This is a genomic window from Nocardia macrotermitis (genome assembly GCF_009604405.1).
Taxonomy (GTDB): Bacteria; Actinomycetota; Actinomycetes; order Mycobacteriales; family Mycobacteriaceae; genus Nocardia; species Nocardia macrotermitis.
On the sequence record NZ_WEGK01000009.1, the window covers coordinates 140,741 to 155,322 of the forward strand.

The 14,582-nt window shown below is 67.4% G+C and carries 13 protein-coding genes and 1 pseudogene; 4 read left to right on the top strand and 10 right to left on the bottom strand.

Annotation, left to right across the window (positions count from 1 at the left end):
• Positions 1-58: 58 nt before the first annotated feature.
• Complete coding sequence (locus NRB20_RS21295; protein WP_319945217.1) at positions 59-1,618, bottom strand: serine/threonine-protein kinase; 1,560 nt, start codon at positions 1,616-1,618, stop codon at positions 59-61.
• Positions 1,619-1,941: 323 nt separating this feature from the next.
• On the opposite strand from NRB20_RS21295, the gene NRB20_RS21300 reads away from it, so the two are divergent.
• Positions 1,942-3,117 (top strand): winged helix DNA-binding domain-containing protein, encoded by a 1,176-nt coding sequence (locus NRB20_RS21300; protein WP_153411902.1) that lies wholly within the window; start codon positions 1,942-1,944, stop codon positions 3,115-3,117.
• A 98-nt stretch (positions 3,118-3,215) separates the two neighbouring features.
• On the opposite strand, the gene nadC is transcribed toward NRB20_RS21300, so the two are convergent.
• The 3 genes from nadC to nadA are packed head-to-tail and all read right to left on the bottom strand — an operon-like array spanning position 3,216 to position 6,910.
• Positions 3,216-4,076, bottom strand: coding sequence for a carboxylating nicotinate-nucleotide diphosphorylase (gene nadC, locus NRB20_RS21305; RefSeq protein WP_153411903.1), 861 nt, complete (start codon positions 4,074-4,076; stop codon positions 3,216-3,218).
• 58 nt (positions 4,077-4,134) lie between these two features.
• Positions 4,135-5,799, bottom strand: a complete 1,665-nt coding sequence (locus NRB20_RS21310; RefSeq protein WP_153411904.1) for an L-aspartate oxidase — start codon at positions 5,797-5,799, stop codon at positions 4,135-4,137.
• 31 nt (positions 5,800-5,830) lie between these two features.
• Positions 5,831-6,910 carry a quinolinate synthase NadA gene (nadA, locus tag NRB20_RS21315; RefSeq protein WP_153411905.1) on the bottom strand — a complete coding sequence of 360 codons (1,080 nt, stop codon included), beginning with the start codon at positions 6,908-6,910 and terminating at the stop codon, positions 5,831-5,833.
• Between the two features lie 78 nt (positions 6,911-6,988).
• On the opposite strand from nadA, the gene NRB20_RS21320 reads away from it, so the two are divergent.
• Together NRB20_RS21320 and NRB20_RS21325 are read left to right on the top strand one after the other, a co-directional pair.
• Positions 6,989-7,747: an NUDIX hydrolase gene (locus NRB20_RS21320; RefSeq protein ID WP_319945218.1), complete on the top strand. Its 759-nt coding sequence runs from the start codon at positions 6,989-6,991 to the stop codon at positions 7,745-7,747.
• A gap of 172 nt (positions 7,748-7,919) precedes the next feature.
• A complete protein-coding gene (locus tag NRB20_RS21325; RefSeq protein WP_153411907.1) occupies positions 7,920-8,579 on the top strand; it encodes a DedA family protein in 660 nt (219 codons plus the stop codon).
• 84 nt (positions 8,580-8,663) lie between these two features.
• Here NRB20_RS21325 and NRB20_RS21330 read toward each other — a convergent pair whose 3' ends face one another.
• The 6 genes and pseudogenes from NRB20_RS21330 to NRB20_RS21355 form a co-directional block, all read right to left on the bottom strand.
• Positions 8,664-9,860: a dipeptidase gene (locus NRB20_RS21330; RefSeq protein WP_153411908.1), complete on the bottom strand. Its 1,197-nt coding sequence runs from the start codon at positions 9,858-9,860 to the stop codon at positions 8,664-8,666.
• Positions 9,861-10,190: 330 nt separating this feature from the next.
• A pseudogene (locus tag NRB20_RS39780) lies at positions 10,191-10,460 on the bottom strand (transposase); the annotation flags it as partial.
• A gap of 215 nt (positions 10,461-10,675) precedes the next feature.
• Positions 10,676-10,858, bottom strand: a complete 183-nt coding sequence (locus NRB20_RS21340) for a hypothetical protein (RefSeq protein ID WP_153411909.1) — start codon at positions 10,856-10,858, stop codon at positions 10,676-10,678.
• 82 nt (positions 10,859-10,940) lie between these two features.
• Positions 10,941-11,534: an MDR/zinc-dependent alcohol dehydrogenase-like family protein gene (locus NRB20_RS21345; protein ID WP_153411910.1), complete on the bottom strand. Its 594-nt coding sequence runs from the start codon at positions 11,532-11,534 to the stop codon at positions 10,941-10,943.
• Between the two features lie 448 nt (positions 11,535-11,982).
• Entirely contained in the window at positions 11,983-12,921 is a 939-nt protein-coding gene (locus NRB20_RS21350; RefSeq protein ID WP_227833729.1) for an MFS transporter, read from the bottom strand.
• Positions 12,922-13,119: 198 nt separating this feature from the next.
• The gene (locus tag NRB20_RS21355) at positions 13,120-13,869 is read right to left on the bottom strand and encodes an SDR family oxidoreductase (protein WP_153411911.1); all 750 of its coding nucleotides are present in this window, start codon (positions 13,867-13,869) and stop codon (positions 13,120-13,122) included.
• Between the two features lie 97 nt (positions 13,870-13,966).
• Between NRB20_RS21355 and NRB20_RS21360 the strand changes: the two genes are divergently transcribed.
• A complete protein-coding gene (locus NRB20_RS21360) occupies positions 13,967-14,392 on the top strand; it encodes a winged helix-turn-helix transcriptional regulator (protein ID WP_319945219.1) in 426 nt (141 codons plus the stop codon).
• Positions 14,393-14,582 lie beyond the last annotated feature (190 nt).

The following is a 14,582-nucleotide window of genomic DNA, read 5'->3' on the forward strand; positions in this document are numbered from 1 at the left end:
AACCCTAGGGTGCACGATTGCGCCATTGGGCGTATTCGTGACAGGGCCTGGAAAAAGCTCAGGACTTGGTATCGCTGTCGATGAGCGGTTTGCCGCTGCTGTTGACGATCACGCGCAGCGACACCGACCGGGAATGCCCGGCGTTGGTGACGTTGCCGACCAGCATGTCGACCGATCCGTCCGAATTGCTGGACCCGCTGGCGGACTTGACCGAACTCCACCTGGTCACCGGATTGTCCGACCAGTAACTCTCGAAGGCCGATTCGCTGCCGTAGACCTGCTGTGCGGCGGGGGTCAGCATGCTCCACGCGTTGCTGAGGCTGCCCTCGTTGCCGACCAGGATGTTGTAGAAGTTGGAGATCATGGTGGCCGCGGATCCCCCATCGGCCTTACCGGCGCTCTTGGTCTCACCGAGAGATGCGCTGGAGGGCGCGCTGGTCTGCGCGGCGGCGCTGGTGGAGGTCGAATTCGCCTGTGCGGAAGAGGATTCCGGTGGGGAGCCACCGAAGAGCAGGTAGAGGGCGACGCCGACGATCACCAGGCCCGCGACGAAACCGCCGACGAACAGGAGGGTGCGGCGGTTGCCGGGCTCCTCGTCCGGTTCGGGGCGGGCGATGGGGTTCGAGCGGGTGGGGTGGGCGTTGGGGCGGGCCGGGCGCACGGGGGGCAGGCTCGGCTCCGAGGGGGCCTCCTGCGCCATCATCTCCGCGGTCGAGATCTCGGCCTGTTCGGCGCGGCGATCCAGGGTGCGGGTGGCCTGGCGGCGCGGTGCGGAACGATGCGTGGCCAGCATGCGGGTGGGCACGGCGTCGTCGGCCATATCGGCGAAATCGGCCAACTGATCGCGGACCTCGACCATGCTCGGCCGATCCTCGGGTTCGAAGCTGAGCAGATCCAGCAGCAGATCGGTGAGCTGCCCGGCGTTGCGGGGCTGGCTGAGCTGACCGTTGGCCGCCGCGTACAGCAGGGCCAGCGGGTTGGGGTTGCTGCCGTACGGCGGCTCACCCTCGAGGGCGTGGAAAAGCGTTGCGCCCAAGGCGAAGACGTCGGCGGCGGGCGTCGGGTCGGTGCCGCGCGCGACCTCGGGGGCGAGGTAGGCGGCGGTGCCGGAGATCAGGCCGGTCGCGGTCAGCGCGACATCGCCCTTGGCCTTGGAGATGCCGAAGTCGGTGATCTTGACGGTGCCGTTCTCACCGAGCAGCACATTGCCCGGCTTGACGTCGCGGTGCACGATCCCGGCGCGATGCGCGGCCACCAGGGCCGAGGCCACCTGCTCGCCGATCCGCGCCACCTGGTCCAGCGGCAGCGTGCCCTGCGAGGACAGCACCATCGCCAGACTCTGCGACTGGAGGTACTCCATGACCAGGCAGGGGTCGCCCTCGTGGTCGGTGATGTCGAAGACGACGATCGCGTTGGGGTGCTGGAACCGGGCCGCGTTCCGTGCCTCTCGCGAGGCGCGCGCACGCACGATCTCCTTCTCACCCGGAGGCAGACTGGGCTGGGTGAGGATCTGCTTGATCGCCACCGACCGTTCGAGCCGCTCGTCGACGGCACGCCACACGACGCCTGTGCCGCCGCTACCAATCCGCTCGACCAGGCGGTAATGCCCTGCGATCACTTGGCCGGTTTCGATGGCACTACTCCGAATTCTCCGCGATCCATGACTTACCTCGCGCGGTGGACCCACGCTCGTTCCCGCACGAGTGTAGCGGGCCGCGCGGACGACGCCGACGCCGGAGCGTGATCCGACGGAAATATGTGGAGCCGCTGTGCGATGCGCACGAGATCACCGCGTTGCCGGAGCGAGATCATCGGTGGCTCAACTCACCTAGCGCAGGTCCTCGCACCGCGTACGGCCACGATCACCCGGCTCGCGAACCACTAGGCAGTGTCGTGGATCACATATATCCGCACCCGATCCGCACCCGCTAGGATTCGCCCATGCGTTCGATCGACACCGCACAGCGGCGGGCCCGCCTGGCCGTTCGGCACCGGCTCACCGCCGCCGCCCGCGTGGACGACGCCGCGACCATCACCCGTTCGCTGGTCGTGCTGCACGCCACCGATCCCGCGACGGTGTTCCTGTCCCTGGCCGCGCGCAGTCGCGAACTCGAACCCGCGGGGATCGAGCAGGCGCTCTACACCGACCGGACGCTGCTGCGGATGCTCGCGATGCGGCGGACCATGTTCGTCGCGCCCGTGGATCTGGTTCCCGCGCTGCAGGCTTCGTGCGCCGACGCGCAGGCGGTCAAACAGCGTCGGACCTACGCGCGTCATCTGGCGCAGGTCGTCGACGGGGATATCGATGCCTGGCTGGGTGAGGTCGAGGAGCAAACCCATCGCGAATTGCTCGTGCGCGGCAGCGCAACCGGCGCGCAACTCGGGGCGGCGGTACCGCGGCTGCGCACACAGGTCGATACCGCGCCCGGTAAGCCGTACTCCAAACCCACCGCCATCACCACCTGGGTGCTGCTCATCCTGGGCTGTGAGGGCCGGATCGTGCGCGGCCGCCCGAACGGCAGCTGGGCCAGCACCCAGTACGTGTGGGAGCCGATCGAATCCTGGTTGCCCGCAGGGGTTCCCGTGATATCCGCCGAGCAGGCCCGCGCCGAACTCGTGCGTCGCTGGTTGCACGCGTTCGGTCCGGCGCCGGTCTCGGATCTGAAGTGGTGGACCGGCTGGACCCTCGGCGAGGTCCGGAAGACCTTGGCGCAGCTGGATATCGCCGAGGTCGCACTCGACGGCGGCAGCACCGGCACAGTGCTCGCCGAGGATCTGGATCCGGTGCCCGAACCCGAACCCGGTCCCACCCTGCTGCCCGCGCTCGATCCGACGCCGATGGGGTGGCAGGATCGCGAGTGGTTCCTCGGGCCGCATCGCGACGCGCTGTTCGACACGTTCGGGAATGTCGGGCCGACGGTCTGGTGGGGTGGGCGCGTCGTGGGCGGGTGGGCGCAGCGGGGCGACGGTGAAATCGTCTGGCGTGCACTGGAAGACATCGGGCGGGAGGCCACCGGACGGATCGATGCGGAGGCCGGTCGGATCGGGGCGTGGTACGGCGATATTCGCGCGATTCCACGGTTCCGCACACCGCTCGAACGTGAACTCACCTCGTAGGCAGGGGATTTCGGCTCACGAAGGCCGTCGGACATTCCGGGCGTTGCGCGGATCAATGCCCGGAATGCCTGTGCCCCAATGTGTTCCGGAGAGTGACCTTACATGTCCAGCCCGAGGTCCAGTACACGCACGGAGTGGGTGAGCGCGCCGACTGCGAGGTAGTCGACGCCGGTGCGGGCGTATTCGGCGGCCATGTCCAGTGAGAGTCCGCCCGAGGACTCGAGTTTCGTGCGCGGCGCGCGAGTGTTGCGGCGTTGCACGGCGGCCTGGGTCGCCCAGAGCGGGAAGTTGTCCAGCAGCACGAGTTCCACGTCGTGTTCCAGGACGGCGTCGAGTTGTTCGAGGGTGTCGACCTCGACCTCGCAGGTGATGTCGGGCGCCAGCGCGCGCACCGCCGCGAGGGCCGCGACCACCGATCCGGCGGCCACCACATGGTTGTCCTTGATCAGCGCGGCGTCGCCCAGACCCATCCGGTGATTGACACCGCCACCGGCCCGGACCGCGTATTTCTGCAGGGAACGCATGCCCGGCAACGTCTTTCGGCTGTCGCGGATGCGGCATTCGGTGCCCGCGACCGCGTCCACCCAGGCCGCGGTCGCGGTGGCGATACCGGACAGGTGGGTCACCAGATTGAGCATGGTGCGTTCGGCGACGAGCAGGCCGCGGGTCGGAGCGTGCACGCTCAGGACCGCGTCGCCGGGGGCGACCCGGGTGCCGTCGGGCACCCGGTCGGTGACCTCGTAGTCGCCCGCGCCGATCACCTCGTCCAGCACCAGCAGCCCGACATCGATTCCGGCGACGGTGCCCGGCTGACGCGAAACCATCGCCGCCTTCACCGCCGCGTGCGCGGGAACCGTTGCGGCCGTGGTGATATCGGGACCGTACCGCAGATCCTCGTCCAGCGCGGTGCGGATCAGGGTGCGGATCGCCTCGGGATCGAGGCCGGGATCCAGGCTCATCGGGGTACTCCTGCGTTCGTCTCGATGTGGGCTGCCGGGCTCACGATGTGCGCCGTGCTCACGATGCCCTCGATACCGCGACGCCCCAACTGCCGGTGTGTTCGGAGCCGGGGGTGACCAACTGCGGGCGGCCGTCCGGACCCAGCCGCACCGAAATGCTGCGTTGCAGGTCGTCGCGGGTGTCCGGGTAGTCGGATCGGGTGTGGCAGCCACGGCTTTCGGTGCGCGCGCCCGCCGCGAGCAGCATCGCGCGGGCGGTGAGCGTGAGGGCGGCGTCCTCGATGTCGGTGACGATTCCGTCGAGGTCCCGCGTCCCGTCCGGGTCGTCGGCGAGTCCGGTCAGATCGGTGGGCAGCGCACGCGATCCGCCGTTGCGATCGTTCAGCAGATGCAGCAGCCGCAGTACCGCCCCGCGCAGGGCGTCACCGTCGCGTACCACACCGGCGTTCTCGGTCATCAAGTCCTGCAACAACTTCCGGTCCGCGCGCGGGAATTCCCAGTCGCCGAGGTCGCCGACGCGTCCGGGTTCGCCGAGCCGCTCGGCCGCCGCGGTACCGGCGCGCTCGCCCACGACCAGGCCCTCGAGCAGGCTGTTGGAGGCCAGCCGATTGGCCCCGTGCAGGCCGGTGCGAGCGACCTCGCCCGCGGCGTACAGGCCGGGAACCGTTGTGCGGCCGTGAGGATCGGTGAGGATACCGCCACACTGGTAGTGCGCCGCCGGAGCGACCGGGATCAGATCGGTGCGCGGATCGATCCCGACCGCGCGACAGGATGCGGTGATGGTCGGAAAGCGTTGCGGGAAGCCGTCTATCGCGCCAGCGTCGAGGAAGACGTGATCCTCCCCCAGCGCGCGCAACCGGGCCGCGACCGCCCGCGAGACCACGTCCCGCGGGGCGAGGTCACCGCGCGGATGCACGCCCTCGGTGATCGAATCCCCCTGGGAATCCACGAGTTTCGCACCCTCGCCGCGCACGGCCTCGCTGATCAGCGGCCGTCTCCCCAGACCGCCCGGGGTGAACAGCACGGTCGGATGGAACTGCACGAACTCCAGGTCCGCGACGGTCGCACCGGCCCGCAGGGCCAGCGCTATCCCGTCCGCGGTGGCCCCGGACGGGTTGGTGCTGCACGCGTACAGCTGCCCCAGACCGCCGGTGGCCAGCAGGACCGCGGGTGCGTGCACGACACCGAAACCCTTGTCCGACACCGCGACAACGCCCCGCACCCCGCGCGGCCCGGTGACGATCCGCACCGCGGCGGCGCCGAACAGCACCGGCAGACCTGCCGCGTTCAGCGCCCGCTGCACCTCGGCGCCCGTGGCGTCACCACCGGCGTGGATGATGCGCCGGGTACTGTGCCCGCCCTCGCGAGTGCGCGAAACCTCGCCGTCGCGGCCCAGATCGAAGACCGCGCCCAGATCGGTCAGCGCCGCGACCGCGTCGCGACCACCCTCGACGATGGAGCGCACCGCCTCGGGATCACACAATCCGACCCCGGCCACGACCGTGTCCTCGACATGGGATTCCACCGAATCCCCGTGCGGTGCAACGACTGCGATGCCGCCCTGCGCGTACTGGGTGGAGGTGTCCGCGGGGCCGCCCTTGCTCAGGGTGAGCACCCGCAGACCCCGCAGCGAGGCGGTGCGGGCCGCGGTCAGCCCCGCGACGCCACCACCGATCACCACCAGGTCCGCCTCGGCCTCCCACCGGATCGTCGGGCCGCTCATCGCGGCTGCCCAGACTCGGGATCCGGAATGCTCACTCGCCACCGCCCGGATTGCCGATCGCGATCATGCGCAGCACCGAATCACGGCCCGCCGCAGCGGTTTCCGGGTCGACATGCACCTCGTCGCGGTTCTCGGCCAGGCAGCGCAGCAAGGCGGCCGGGGTGATCATCTTCATGTACTTGCAGGAGGCGCGATCGTTGACGGCCTGGAAGTCGATGCCGGGCGCGGCCTTTCGCAGCTGGTGCAGCATGCCGATCTCGGTGGCGACCAGGACCTCGCTCGACCGCGCGGCCTTGGCGGCATCGATCATGCCGCCGGTGGACAGGATGTGCACCCGGTCGGCCGGGAAGGCGCCCTCGCCCGCGAGGTACAGAGCCGATGTGGCACAACCACATTCGGGGTGCACGAACAGTTCGGCGTTCGGGTGGGTGCGGGCCTGTTCGGTCAGCTCGTCACCATTGATGCCCGCGTGCACGTGGCATTCGCCCGCCCAGATGTGGATGTTGTCCCGGCCCGTCACGCGTTTGACGTGCGCGCCGAGGAACTGGTCGGGCAGGAACAGCACCTCGCGGTCGGGATCGATGGAGGCGACCACGTCCACGGCGTTCGACGAGGTGCAGCAGATGTCGGTCAGCGCCTTCACCGCGGCGGTGGTGTTCACGTACGAAACCACCAGTGCCCCAGGGTGTTCGGCCTTCCACTCGCGCAGCTCGTCGGCCGAGATGGAGTCGGCCAGCGAGCAGCCCGCGCGCTGATCCGGGATCAGCACGGTCTTGTCCGGGCTCAGGATCTTGGCGGTCTCGGCCATGAAGTGCACGCCGCAGAACACGATCGTGTCCTCCGGGGCCTCGGCGGCGATGCGGGACAGGGCCAGCGAGTCGCCGACATGATCCGCGACGTCCTGGATCTCGGGCAGCTGGTAGTTGTGCGCCAGGATGGTCGCATTGCGCTCACGTGCGAGTCGCTTGATCTCCGCCGCCCACTCCGGGGTCGCCTCGACACCCGTAAACCCCGACGGGCCGTCTACGACGCGCCCGGTCAACGTCATCGGCCCGCCCGTCACCCGACCGCCGCCCCCCACGGAATCGCTGCGCGATGCAGTAATCGTCATCGCATGGCTCCTTCTCTCTGCGACCGGCATGACTCGCCGATTTCGCATCCAACCGGTTTTCGACTTATAATCGAAAACGTGCCCCATAGTAGCACCATTCACGAATCGCTCACCGCCGTGTTCCAAGTTCGTCGCTTCCGCGACACCATCGCAGCAGGTCAGCCCAGCAACGAGTCGGTCGGCCACGATGTGGGGCGACCGGCATCCGGCTGGCACACCGAATTGGGTGTACTGCTGTGGCAGCGCGCGATGGAGCCGCAGACCGGGACCTGGTCGCTGCCGGGCGGGCGGTTGCGCGACGACGAGGATCTGGATTTCTCCGCCCGCCGCCAACTCGCCGAGAAGGTCGACGTGCGCGAGGTGTCGCATCTCGAGCAGGTCTGGGTGTTCAGCGATCCGCACCGGGTGCCGCCGCCGCGCCGCATCGCCTCGGCCTATCTGGGCCTGGTGCCGCTGACCGCCGACCCGCAGTTGCCGGACGACACCCGTTGGTATCCGGTCTCCGCGCTCCCGGAGATGTCCTTCGACCACGGCACCGTCGCACAGCACGCCCGCACCCGGCTGGCCGCGAAGCTGTCCTACACGAATATCGCCTTCGCCCTTGCCCCTTCGCGTTTCACCATGTCGACGCTGCGTGAGATCTATTGCGCGGCATTGGGATACGATGTCGATACGACGAACCTGCAACGAGTCCTGAGTCGCCGCAAGGTGATCACGCCCACCGGGGCCACCTCGACACCCGGCAAGTCCGGCGGGCGTCCCGCCGCGCTCTACCGCTTCTCCGACGACGGACTGCGCGTCACCGACGAATTCGCCGCCCTGCGTCCGCCCACCTGAGCAAACGTCTGATCGATCGATCGGCATCCCCGGAGCGATCGGATAGCTACCGACCGCGCGAGGAGGCTCAGCGAAGTCGAGCGCTCCCTTGCGGCGACCGAATCCCCCGATGGGCGAATTGTCCTGTTGCGCGTTGCGCGGTGCACTCCCCCGGCCGGGTACCGTGGCCGACATGAACTCGCTCATGCAGCGGATCCTCGAGATCGCACCGGTATGGGTCTATCTGACCGTGGGACTGCTGGTTTTCGCCGAGGACGCGATCTTCATCGGTTTCGTCATCCCCGGCGAGACCGCGGCGGTGCTCGGCGGGGTCGCGGCCAGTCAGGGGCATGTGCAACTGTGGGCGATGATCCTGCTGGTGGTGGTCGCGGCCATCGCCGGGGACAGTGTGGGGTACGAGGTCGGCAAGCATTTCGGCAGCAAGCTGCTCGGGCTGTCGATGCTCGACCGCTATCGAGGACGGCTCGACAACGCGCAGAGCTTCCTGGCCAAGCGCGGCGGCTGGGCGGTATTCCTGGGCCGGTTCACAGCGTTCTTCCGCGCGGTGATGCCCGCGCTGGTCGGCACCTCCCGCATGCCCTACGGCCGGTTCCTGGCCTACAACGCCACGGGCGGCATCGTCTGGGGCACAACCTTCGTCGTACTCGGATATCTCGCCGGTCACTCCTACGAGAAGCTCGCCTCGACGGTCGGGCGCGGGATGACCATCGCGGTGGTGGTCATCGTGGTCGTCGGCTTGATCGTGTGGAAGGTGCGCGAACGCCGGCACGCCAAGGCGATCGAGGCCGAGTACGTGGCCGAACATCAGGACACCGCGCCCGAGGCGCACTGAGCGAGCCTGCCGCACGACTCGGGGCCGGTTCACCTGGGCGACGTCGATGTCTCGTCGTCGCCTTGGTGTCGAATCGGTTGTCGCTCAGGCGTTTCCGTCGAGTTGATCGATGGTCGCGATCGACGGCGTCTCGGTGCGGCGCAGTTCGTCCGCGACGTCCTGCGCGTCACGTAACACCCGAACGGCGTTGTGCCAGGTGAGTTTTCCCAGATCGGTGGTGGACCAGCCGCGATCGAGGAGTTCGGCGATCAGGTTCGGATAGCCGGAGACGTCGTCCAGACCCGCTGTGGCGAAGGCGATTCCGTCGAAATCCCCGCCGAGACCGACATGATCGACCCCGGCCGCCTCCCGCACATGGTCGACGTGGTCGGCCACATCGGCGACCGTCGGCACCGGTCGCGGATGCGCGGCCGCGAACTCCCGCTGGCAGGCGATCGCCGCCGGACCGGTGTCGAGCGGATGGAATCCGTGCTCGCGCATGTTCGCGTCCGCGTCCACCACCCAGCGCGTCGCGGCGGGCAGCACGAACTGCGGCACGAAGGTCACCATCGCCACACCGCCGTTGGCGGACAACGACTTCAGCACATCGTCCGGAATATTGCGCGGGTGATCGCACAGTGCCCGCGCCGAGGAGTGCGAGAAGATCACCGGCGCGCGGGTGACGGCCAGCGCCGCGCGCATGGTGGTCTCGGCGACGTGCGACAGATCGACCAGCATGCCGAGCCGATTCATCTCCCGCACAACTTCCTCGCCGAATCGGCTGAGCCCGTTGACCTTCGGCGTGTCGGTAGCCGAATCCGCCCACGGCACATTGTCGTTGTGCGTCAACGTCAGGTACCGCACCCCCAGCGCATACAGCCCCCGCAACGCCCCCAGCGAACACCCGATACTGTGCCCACCCTCGGCCCCCATCAGCGAGGCGATCTTCCCTTGCGCCCGAGCGACTTCCATATCCGCCGCACCGAACGCCGCCCACAACCGATCCGGATACCGCGCGATCATCCCCCGCACGAAATCGATCTGCTCGAGCGTCGCCACCACCGCCCGCTCCCCCGCCAGACTCGACGGCACGAACACCGACCAGAACTGCGCCCCCACCCCACCCGCACGCAACCGATCCAGATCGGTGTGCAGCACCCCCGAAAGATCCCCCGCCAGATCCAAAGCATCCAGGTCATACCGCACATGCGACCGCATCGCCCAGGGCAGATCATTGTGCCCATCCACCACCGGCGCTCCCCGCAGAAGGTCCCGCGCCCGCCCTACAAGATCGTCACCCATCCCACAGTTCTATACCCCTACCCCGGCAAGCAGACCGGACACGCGACAAACTCGCCACGAATCTCCACCACGCCCCTCACCCGCCGCCCCGATTTCAGCTCTCGACACAAGCGCTCGACCACGACCGTCACGCACAACACCAAAATCATTGCGCCACAACGCCACTTCACATACACATCCAGTAGATTCGGCGCGATAGCGCTGGTTGAACACCTGGGGACCTCGTGGCAGAGCAAATGAATCTCGATACAGCTGCCCTCCCAGCAGCAGTGAAGTCACTCGGAGTAATACACGACAGTCCGAGCTCCGGCCTGCGATCGGTATCGTCGGAAATCGAGGCCATGCTGTCGGCCGCACGATCGCCGGATACTTGCCACCCCAGGTATCGGTGAACTCGCAGAACCGTTCCAGCGCAGCCGATTCCGTCGGCGCGGTATACACCGGTTTCAACGCTTTGGCGATCGCGTCCCAGTCCTGGCGGGCGGCATACCGGAACGACGCCCGCAGCAGATGCACCACGATATCCTGACTTCCGGAAGTTGTTTTCCGGCGATCTACCGAAGACCGGTACACGGTTTCTGTATCCCATCGGGGAAACATTCCGTCGGAAGATCGAGGGAAATGGGTTGCGTCAGCATATTCGACTACGCCGTGGAAGATCACGAGAAGTGGGTATCGGCTGATCGCCCGTCACGTGGGACATGGAGTGGGTCCGGTTGATCCGCCAGATGCTGCTGTCGAGATGACTCGGAGACCCATAACGGAAGACGACGCAAGGCGATCGAGCGTCGGCACGGCCGGGTTGGATCTACCGTTCAGCGGTCGTCGTCCCGCTTGCGGTGTTTGGTGGTGCGGCGGTAAATGCGCTTATTCGTAATCGGTTGGGCCGCATTGGATCTGCGGAGTTCGTGGCGGTCTCGCCAGGCGGTGAGGTCGGCGCGTTCGGCAGGGGGTGCTGCCGGGGTTGTATCGGGTGTGTTGTCTGCCGTGCGGTTCATCGCCGACCTCCTTTCCAGTCGTACTTCCACGGTAGCCGTGGATGGGTGGTGGAGCTACTGATTTTCCTGTGGGACAACGGATTCAGGGGTGGACGACCAGGCGTTTACCTCGGGGGGTGGGGTGTTGCCAGGCGGATTCGATGTCGCTGAGCGGGGTCGGTTGGACGTCGAAGGCGAGTTCGCCGGTGGTGGCCCAGCGAACTACCTCCTGGTAGGAGGTGGCGATGGTTTGGCGGTCGATTCCCTTTGCCGCGCCACAGATTTCGACGCCGGAGGTGCGCAGGCTCTCGGCGGGGAGGGTGATCGTAGGGCCGGCCGATTCTCCGGCCTGGATGAGGCGGGTCGGGGTGCCGAGGGCGAAGGATTCGGGGAGGGTGCGGAGCAGGAGTTCGGTGGGGCGGCCCCAGAGGAAGTCCAGGACGACGTCGTAGCCGTCGGGCGCGGCGCGGGTGAAGGCGGCGCACAGCTCCGCGTCGGGGACGGCGGTGTTGATCACCGCGCCTGCGCCGAAGGCGGCCACCTCGCCCAGCGCGTGGTCGTCGCGGCCGGTGGCGACGATCCGGCCCGCGCCGAGCAGCCGGGCCACCTTCACCGCGAGACGGCCCGCGACGCCCGTCGCGCCCTGGATCAGCACCGTTTTCCCGGCAGTGAGTCCGGCCGCGTTGCGCAGGGACATCGCGGGAATCAGCAAGTACTTTCAGGGCGACCGAACCGTGGACGACCTCTTCCAGGACACCCTGCGTCCGATTATCGGGTGATCGAGCGAAATCTACTGGCAGACAAAGCTATTCACCGCCGCCACTTCCATCACCGTGGCCCGGAAGTCCAAGACCTACCGCCGCCACGATCCGCGCCGACTTGATCGAATTTCTGGGTGGTCGGCAATCATTGTGCGACAACAGATCTGGCACTCGACCGAACATCGGCAGATCGAATCCGCGAAACACCGGTTCGACACCGTCCGGGACCCGTGACGCCGACAGCTGACCGATTCGCCTCCGAGCCATGCTTCATCGAGAAATCGCAAGGGAGAGTTGGACCGTGTGGGCTGCCGACACTCCAGGCGAGTCGGGGACCGAGACGGGGGAACTGTTGCTCGCGCAGGTGCTGTTCTACCCGCGGGTTCAGTGGGGAGGAGGTTGAGGCGGCCCCTGCGTGTCATTGGGGGCGGGACTCGGATATTGAACGGTCGCTTGCGATGGAAACTGCATGTCTTGGGGAGCCGGATACTGCGATGGATGCTGCGTACTTTGGGGAGCCTGGTCCGGATACTGGCCGGGCATCTGCGACGGATACTGCGCACCTCGGGGAACCTGGTCTGAATACTGGCCGGGCATCTGCGACGGATACTGCGCACCTTGGGACACTTGGTTCGGCATCTGCGGCGGGTATTGCGTGCCGTACGGGTTGGGGTATTGGGCGGGCCCCTGGGGTGGGTACGGCATGCCGTTGAGGATCGGTTGGGTGGGACGTTTGGCCGAGGAGCCGCTCACGGCGGTGAGGATCAGCGCGATGAGCAGGAACGGTACCGCCACCAGGTACACCACGCGGAAGCCGGTCACCTCCGAGATCAGTTGGCCGACACCGGGTGCGATCAGCGCGGTCAGGATGCCGAGCGCCGCCGCCACCGCGGTACCTCGCCGATCCCCGAGTCGACGTAGCAGCGCCGCAACCACTCCGATGACCGCACCCGCACCGAGCCCGCCGACTACACGGCCCACCAGCAGCACGGCGGCGTTGGGGCTGAGGGCGGTCAGCGCTGTGCCGATGAGCATGACGACGATCGCGGACAACGTCACCGCCGTCGGGAATCGCGCGCCGAACACGAATCCGAGCGCACCGGTGAGCACCGCCGCGACCAGGTACGCGACAACACATGTCAGCAGCACCGCTTGACCGGACATGTTGAAGATGTACTGGACCATCGAGGTCCCGTCGAACCGATAGACCGAGGTCAGCAGCCCCACACCGATGACCGCGGCGAACCCGGGCCCGACCAGCCTCCGCCCACCTCCATCGCCGTTCGGCCGAGCCTCGGTCTGCTGTGACGGCATGACGTACATGGCCCCCACCGTAGCTCTTTTCATTCCCGGTCTCAGGTCACTTTCTCGCCCTACGCCACTACCCCCAACCACGCCGCATCGCCGCATCGGCACATCGCGGACTCCAGCGACATCACCCGCAGCATGCTGACACCGGAGGTGTGGCGCGAACGCATCCTGGACCTGCCCTACAGTCCGCCGTGCCGATAGCGACCGGTGTCAGCGCGATCCGCCGGACGCGAAGACGACGTCACCCGTGATCCAGGCGGCCTCGCGCGAGGCGAGGAACGCGACCACCGGGCCGATATCGTCGGGATGTCCGAGTCGGCCCAGGGGCGTGGCGGCGACGACCGCGGCGACCAACTCGTCGTTGATCAGGCCCAGGGCGCGGGCGCCGTCGGTATCGGTCGCGCCCGGTGCGACGGCGTTGACCCGGATCTGCCGCGGTCCGAGTTCGTTGGCCAGGATTCTGGTCAGCGTGGTCACCGCGGCCTTGGATGAGGTCGACAGGATCGGGCCGGGAGCGTTGTTCGCGATACCGGAGGTTGAGATGTTGACTATCGACCCGCCGACGCCGGGCACCTGCTTCACGAAGCTCTGGCAGGTGAGGATCACGCCGAGCACATTGGTCCGATAGTGCCGCTCGAAGTCGTCCGGCGTGACGTCCTCGAAGGGCTGGAAGGTGTAGATCCCGGCGTTGTTCACCAGTGTGTCGACCGCGCCGATAGTGGCGTTGACCTGTGCGAACATTCGCTCCACGTCCTCAGGTACGGCGACGTCGCCGGGTACGGCCACGGCCCTGCCGCCGCTGGCGGCGATATCCGCGACGGTCGAGTCGGCGGCCGCGCGGTCGGTGGCGTAGTTGACCGCGACCGAAGCACCGGCGGCAGCCAGCGCCGTGGAAATCCCCCGTCCGATACCCTTGCCGCCTCCGGTCACCAGGGCGACACGTCCGTTCAGATCGACCATTGTTTCACTCCTCGTCGCGGTGCTGATTGCCGAACGGGACGAACGTATCGAGGACACTAACCATTTGTAAGTACGTACCTCCAGGTAAGCTCTACCTGTGAGTCAGCCGCTAACCGAGAAGGCCGCCGTTGCCGAGCCCTCCCGGGACGTCTTCGCCACCGATTGCCCGATGCTTTCGATCCGGGCCGATATCACCAGTCGCTGGGCCACCCTGGTCCTCGCCGCGCTCTTGACCCGCCCACACCGCTTCGCACAACTGGCCGACCGCATCCCGGGCATCAGCGAGAAAATGCTGTCGCACACCCTGCGGACCCTCACCCGCGACGGTCTCGTCGACCGCACCGCAACCCCCACGGTCCCGATCCAGGTAACCTACGAATTAACCACTCTAGGAACGGAATTGGCACCGCGCCTCGCAGACCTGGTCACCTGGGTCGACCGGCACAGCGACGCGATCCACGCGGCGCAGGCGGCCTACGACGCCGCCCCGCCGACCCCGCCCGCCATCGCGAACCGGCACTGACCGGCTCGAACCGACGGCAAACGGTACGACTTCGTACGCCTCGCGCGCCGAAGCTGAACCTACACCAGCGCACGGCCAATCGAATCCTGTTGCACTGAAACGCAACTGGTGAGACCTCAGCCAGTACGGGAAGCGGAATATCGAGACTGTGAAGTAGCTGTCACATCAGCACCGAACAGTCCGAGACTCC

What these genes read in the sequence shown, in the direction of transcription:
- NRB20_RS21345 (WP_153411910.1), bottom strand. Translation starts at nt 11,534, where the DNA reads ATGTCCCTGCGCAACGCGGCCGGACTCACTGCCGGGAAAACGGTGCTG.
- nadA (WP_153411905.1), bottom strand. Translation starts at nt 6,910, where the DNA reads ATGACGATTACTGCATCGCGCAGCGATTCCGTGGGGGGCGGCGGTCGG.
- NRB20_RS21300 (WP_153411902.1), top strand. Translation starts at nt 1,942, where the DNA reads ATGCGTTCGATCGACACCGCACAGCGGCGGGCCCGCCTGGCCGTTCGG.
- NRB20_RS21310 (WP_153411904.1), bottom strand. Translation starts at nt 5,799, where the DNA reads ATGAGCGGCCCGACGATCCGGTGGGAGGCCGAGGCGGACCTGGTGGTG.
- NRB20_RS21355 (WP_153411911.1), bottom strand. Translation starts at nt 13,869, where the DNA reads ATGGTCGATCTGAACGGACGTGTCGCCCTGGTGACCGGAGGCGGCAAG.
- NRB20_RS21350 (WP_227833729.1), bottom strand. Translation starts at nt 12,921, where the DNA reads ATGTACGTCATGCCGTCACAGCAGACCGAGGCTCGGCCGAACGGCGAT.
- NRB20_RS21340 (WP_153411909.1), bottom strand. Translation starts at nt 10,858, where the DNA reads ATGAACCGCACGGCAGACAACACACCCGATACAACCCCGGCAGCACCC.
- NRB20_RS21325 (WP_153411907.1), top strand. Translation starts at nt 7,920, where the DNA reads ATGAACTCGCTCATGCAGCGGATCCTCGAGATCGCACCGGTATGGGTC.
- NRB20_RS21330 (WP_153411908.1), bottom strand. Translation starts at nt 9,860, where the DNA reads ATGGGTGACGATCTTGTAGGGCGGGCGCGGGACCTTCTGCGGGGAGCG.
- nadC (WP_153411903.1), bottom strand. Translation starts at nt 4,076, where the DNA reads ATGAGCCTGGATCCCGGCCTCGATCCCGAGGCGATCCGCACCCTGATC.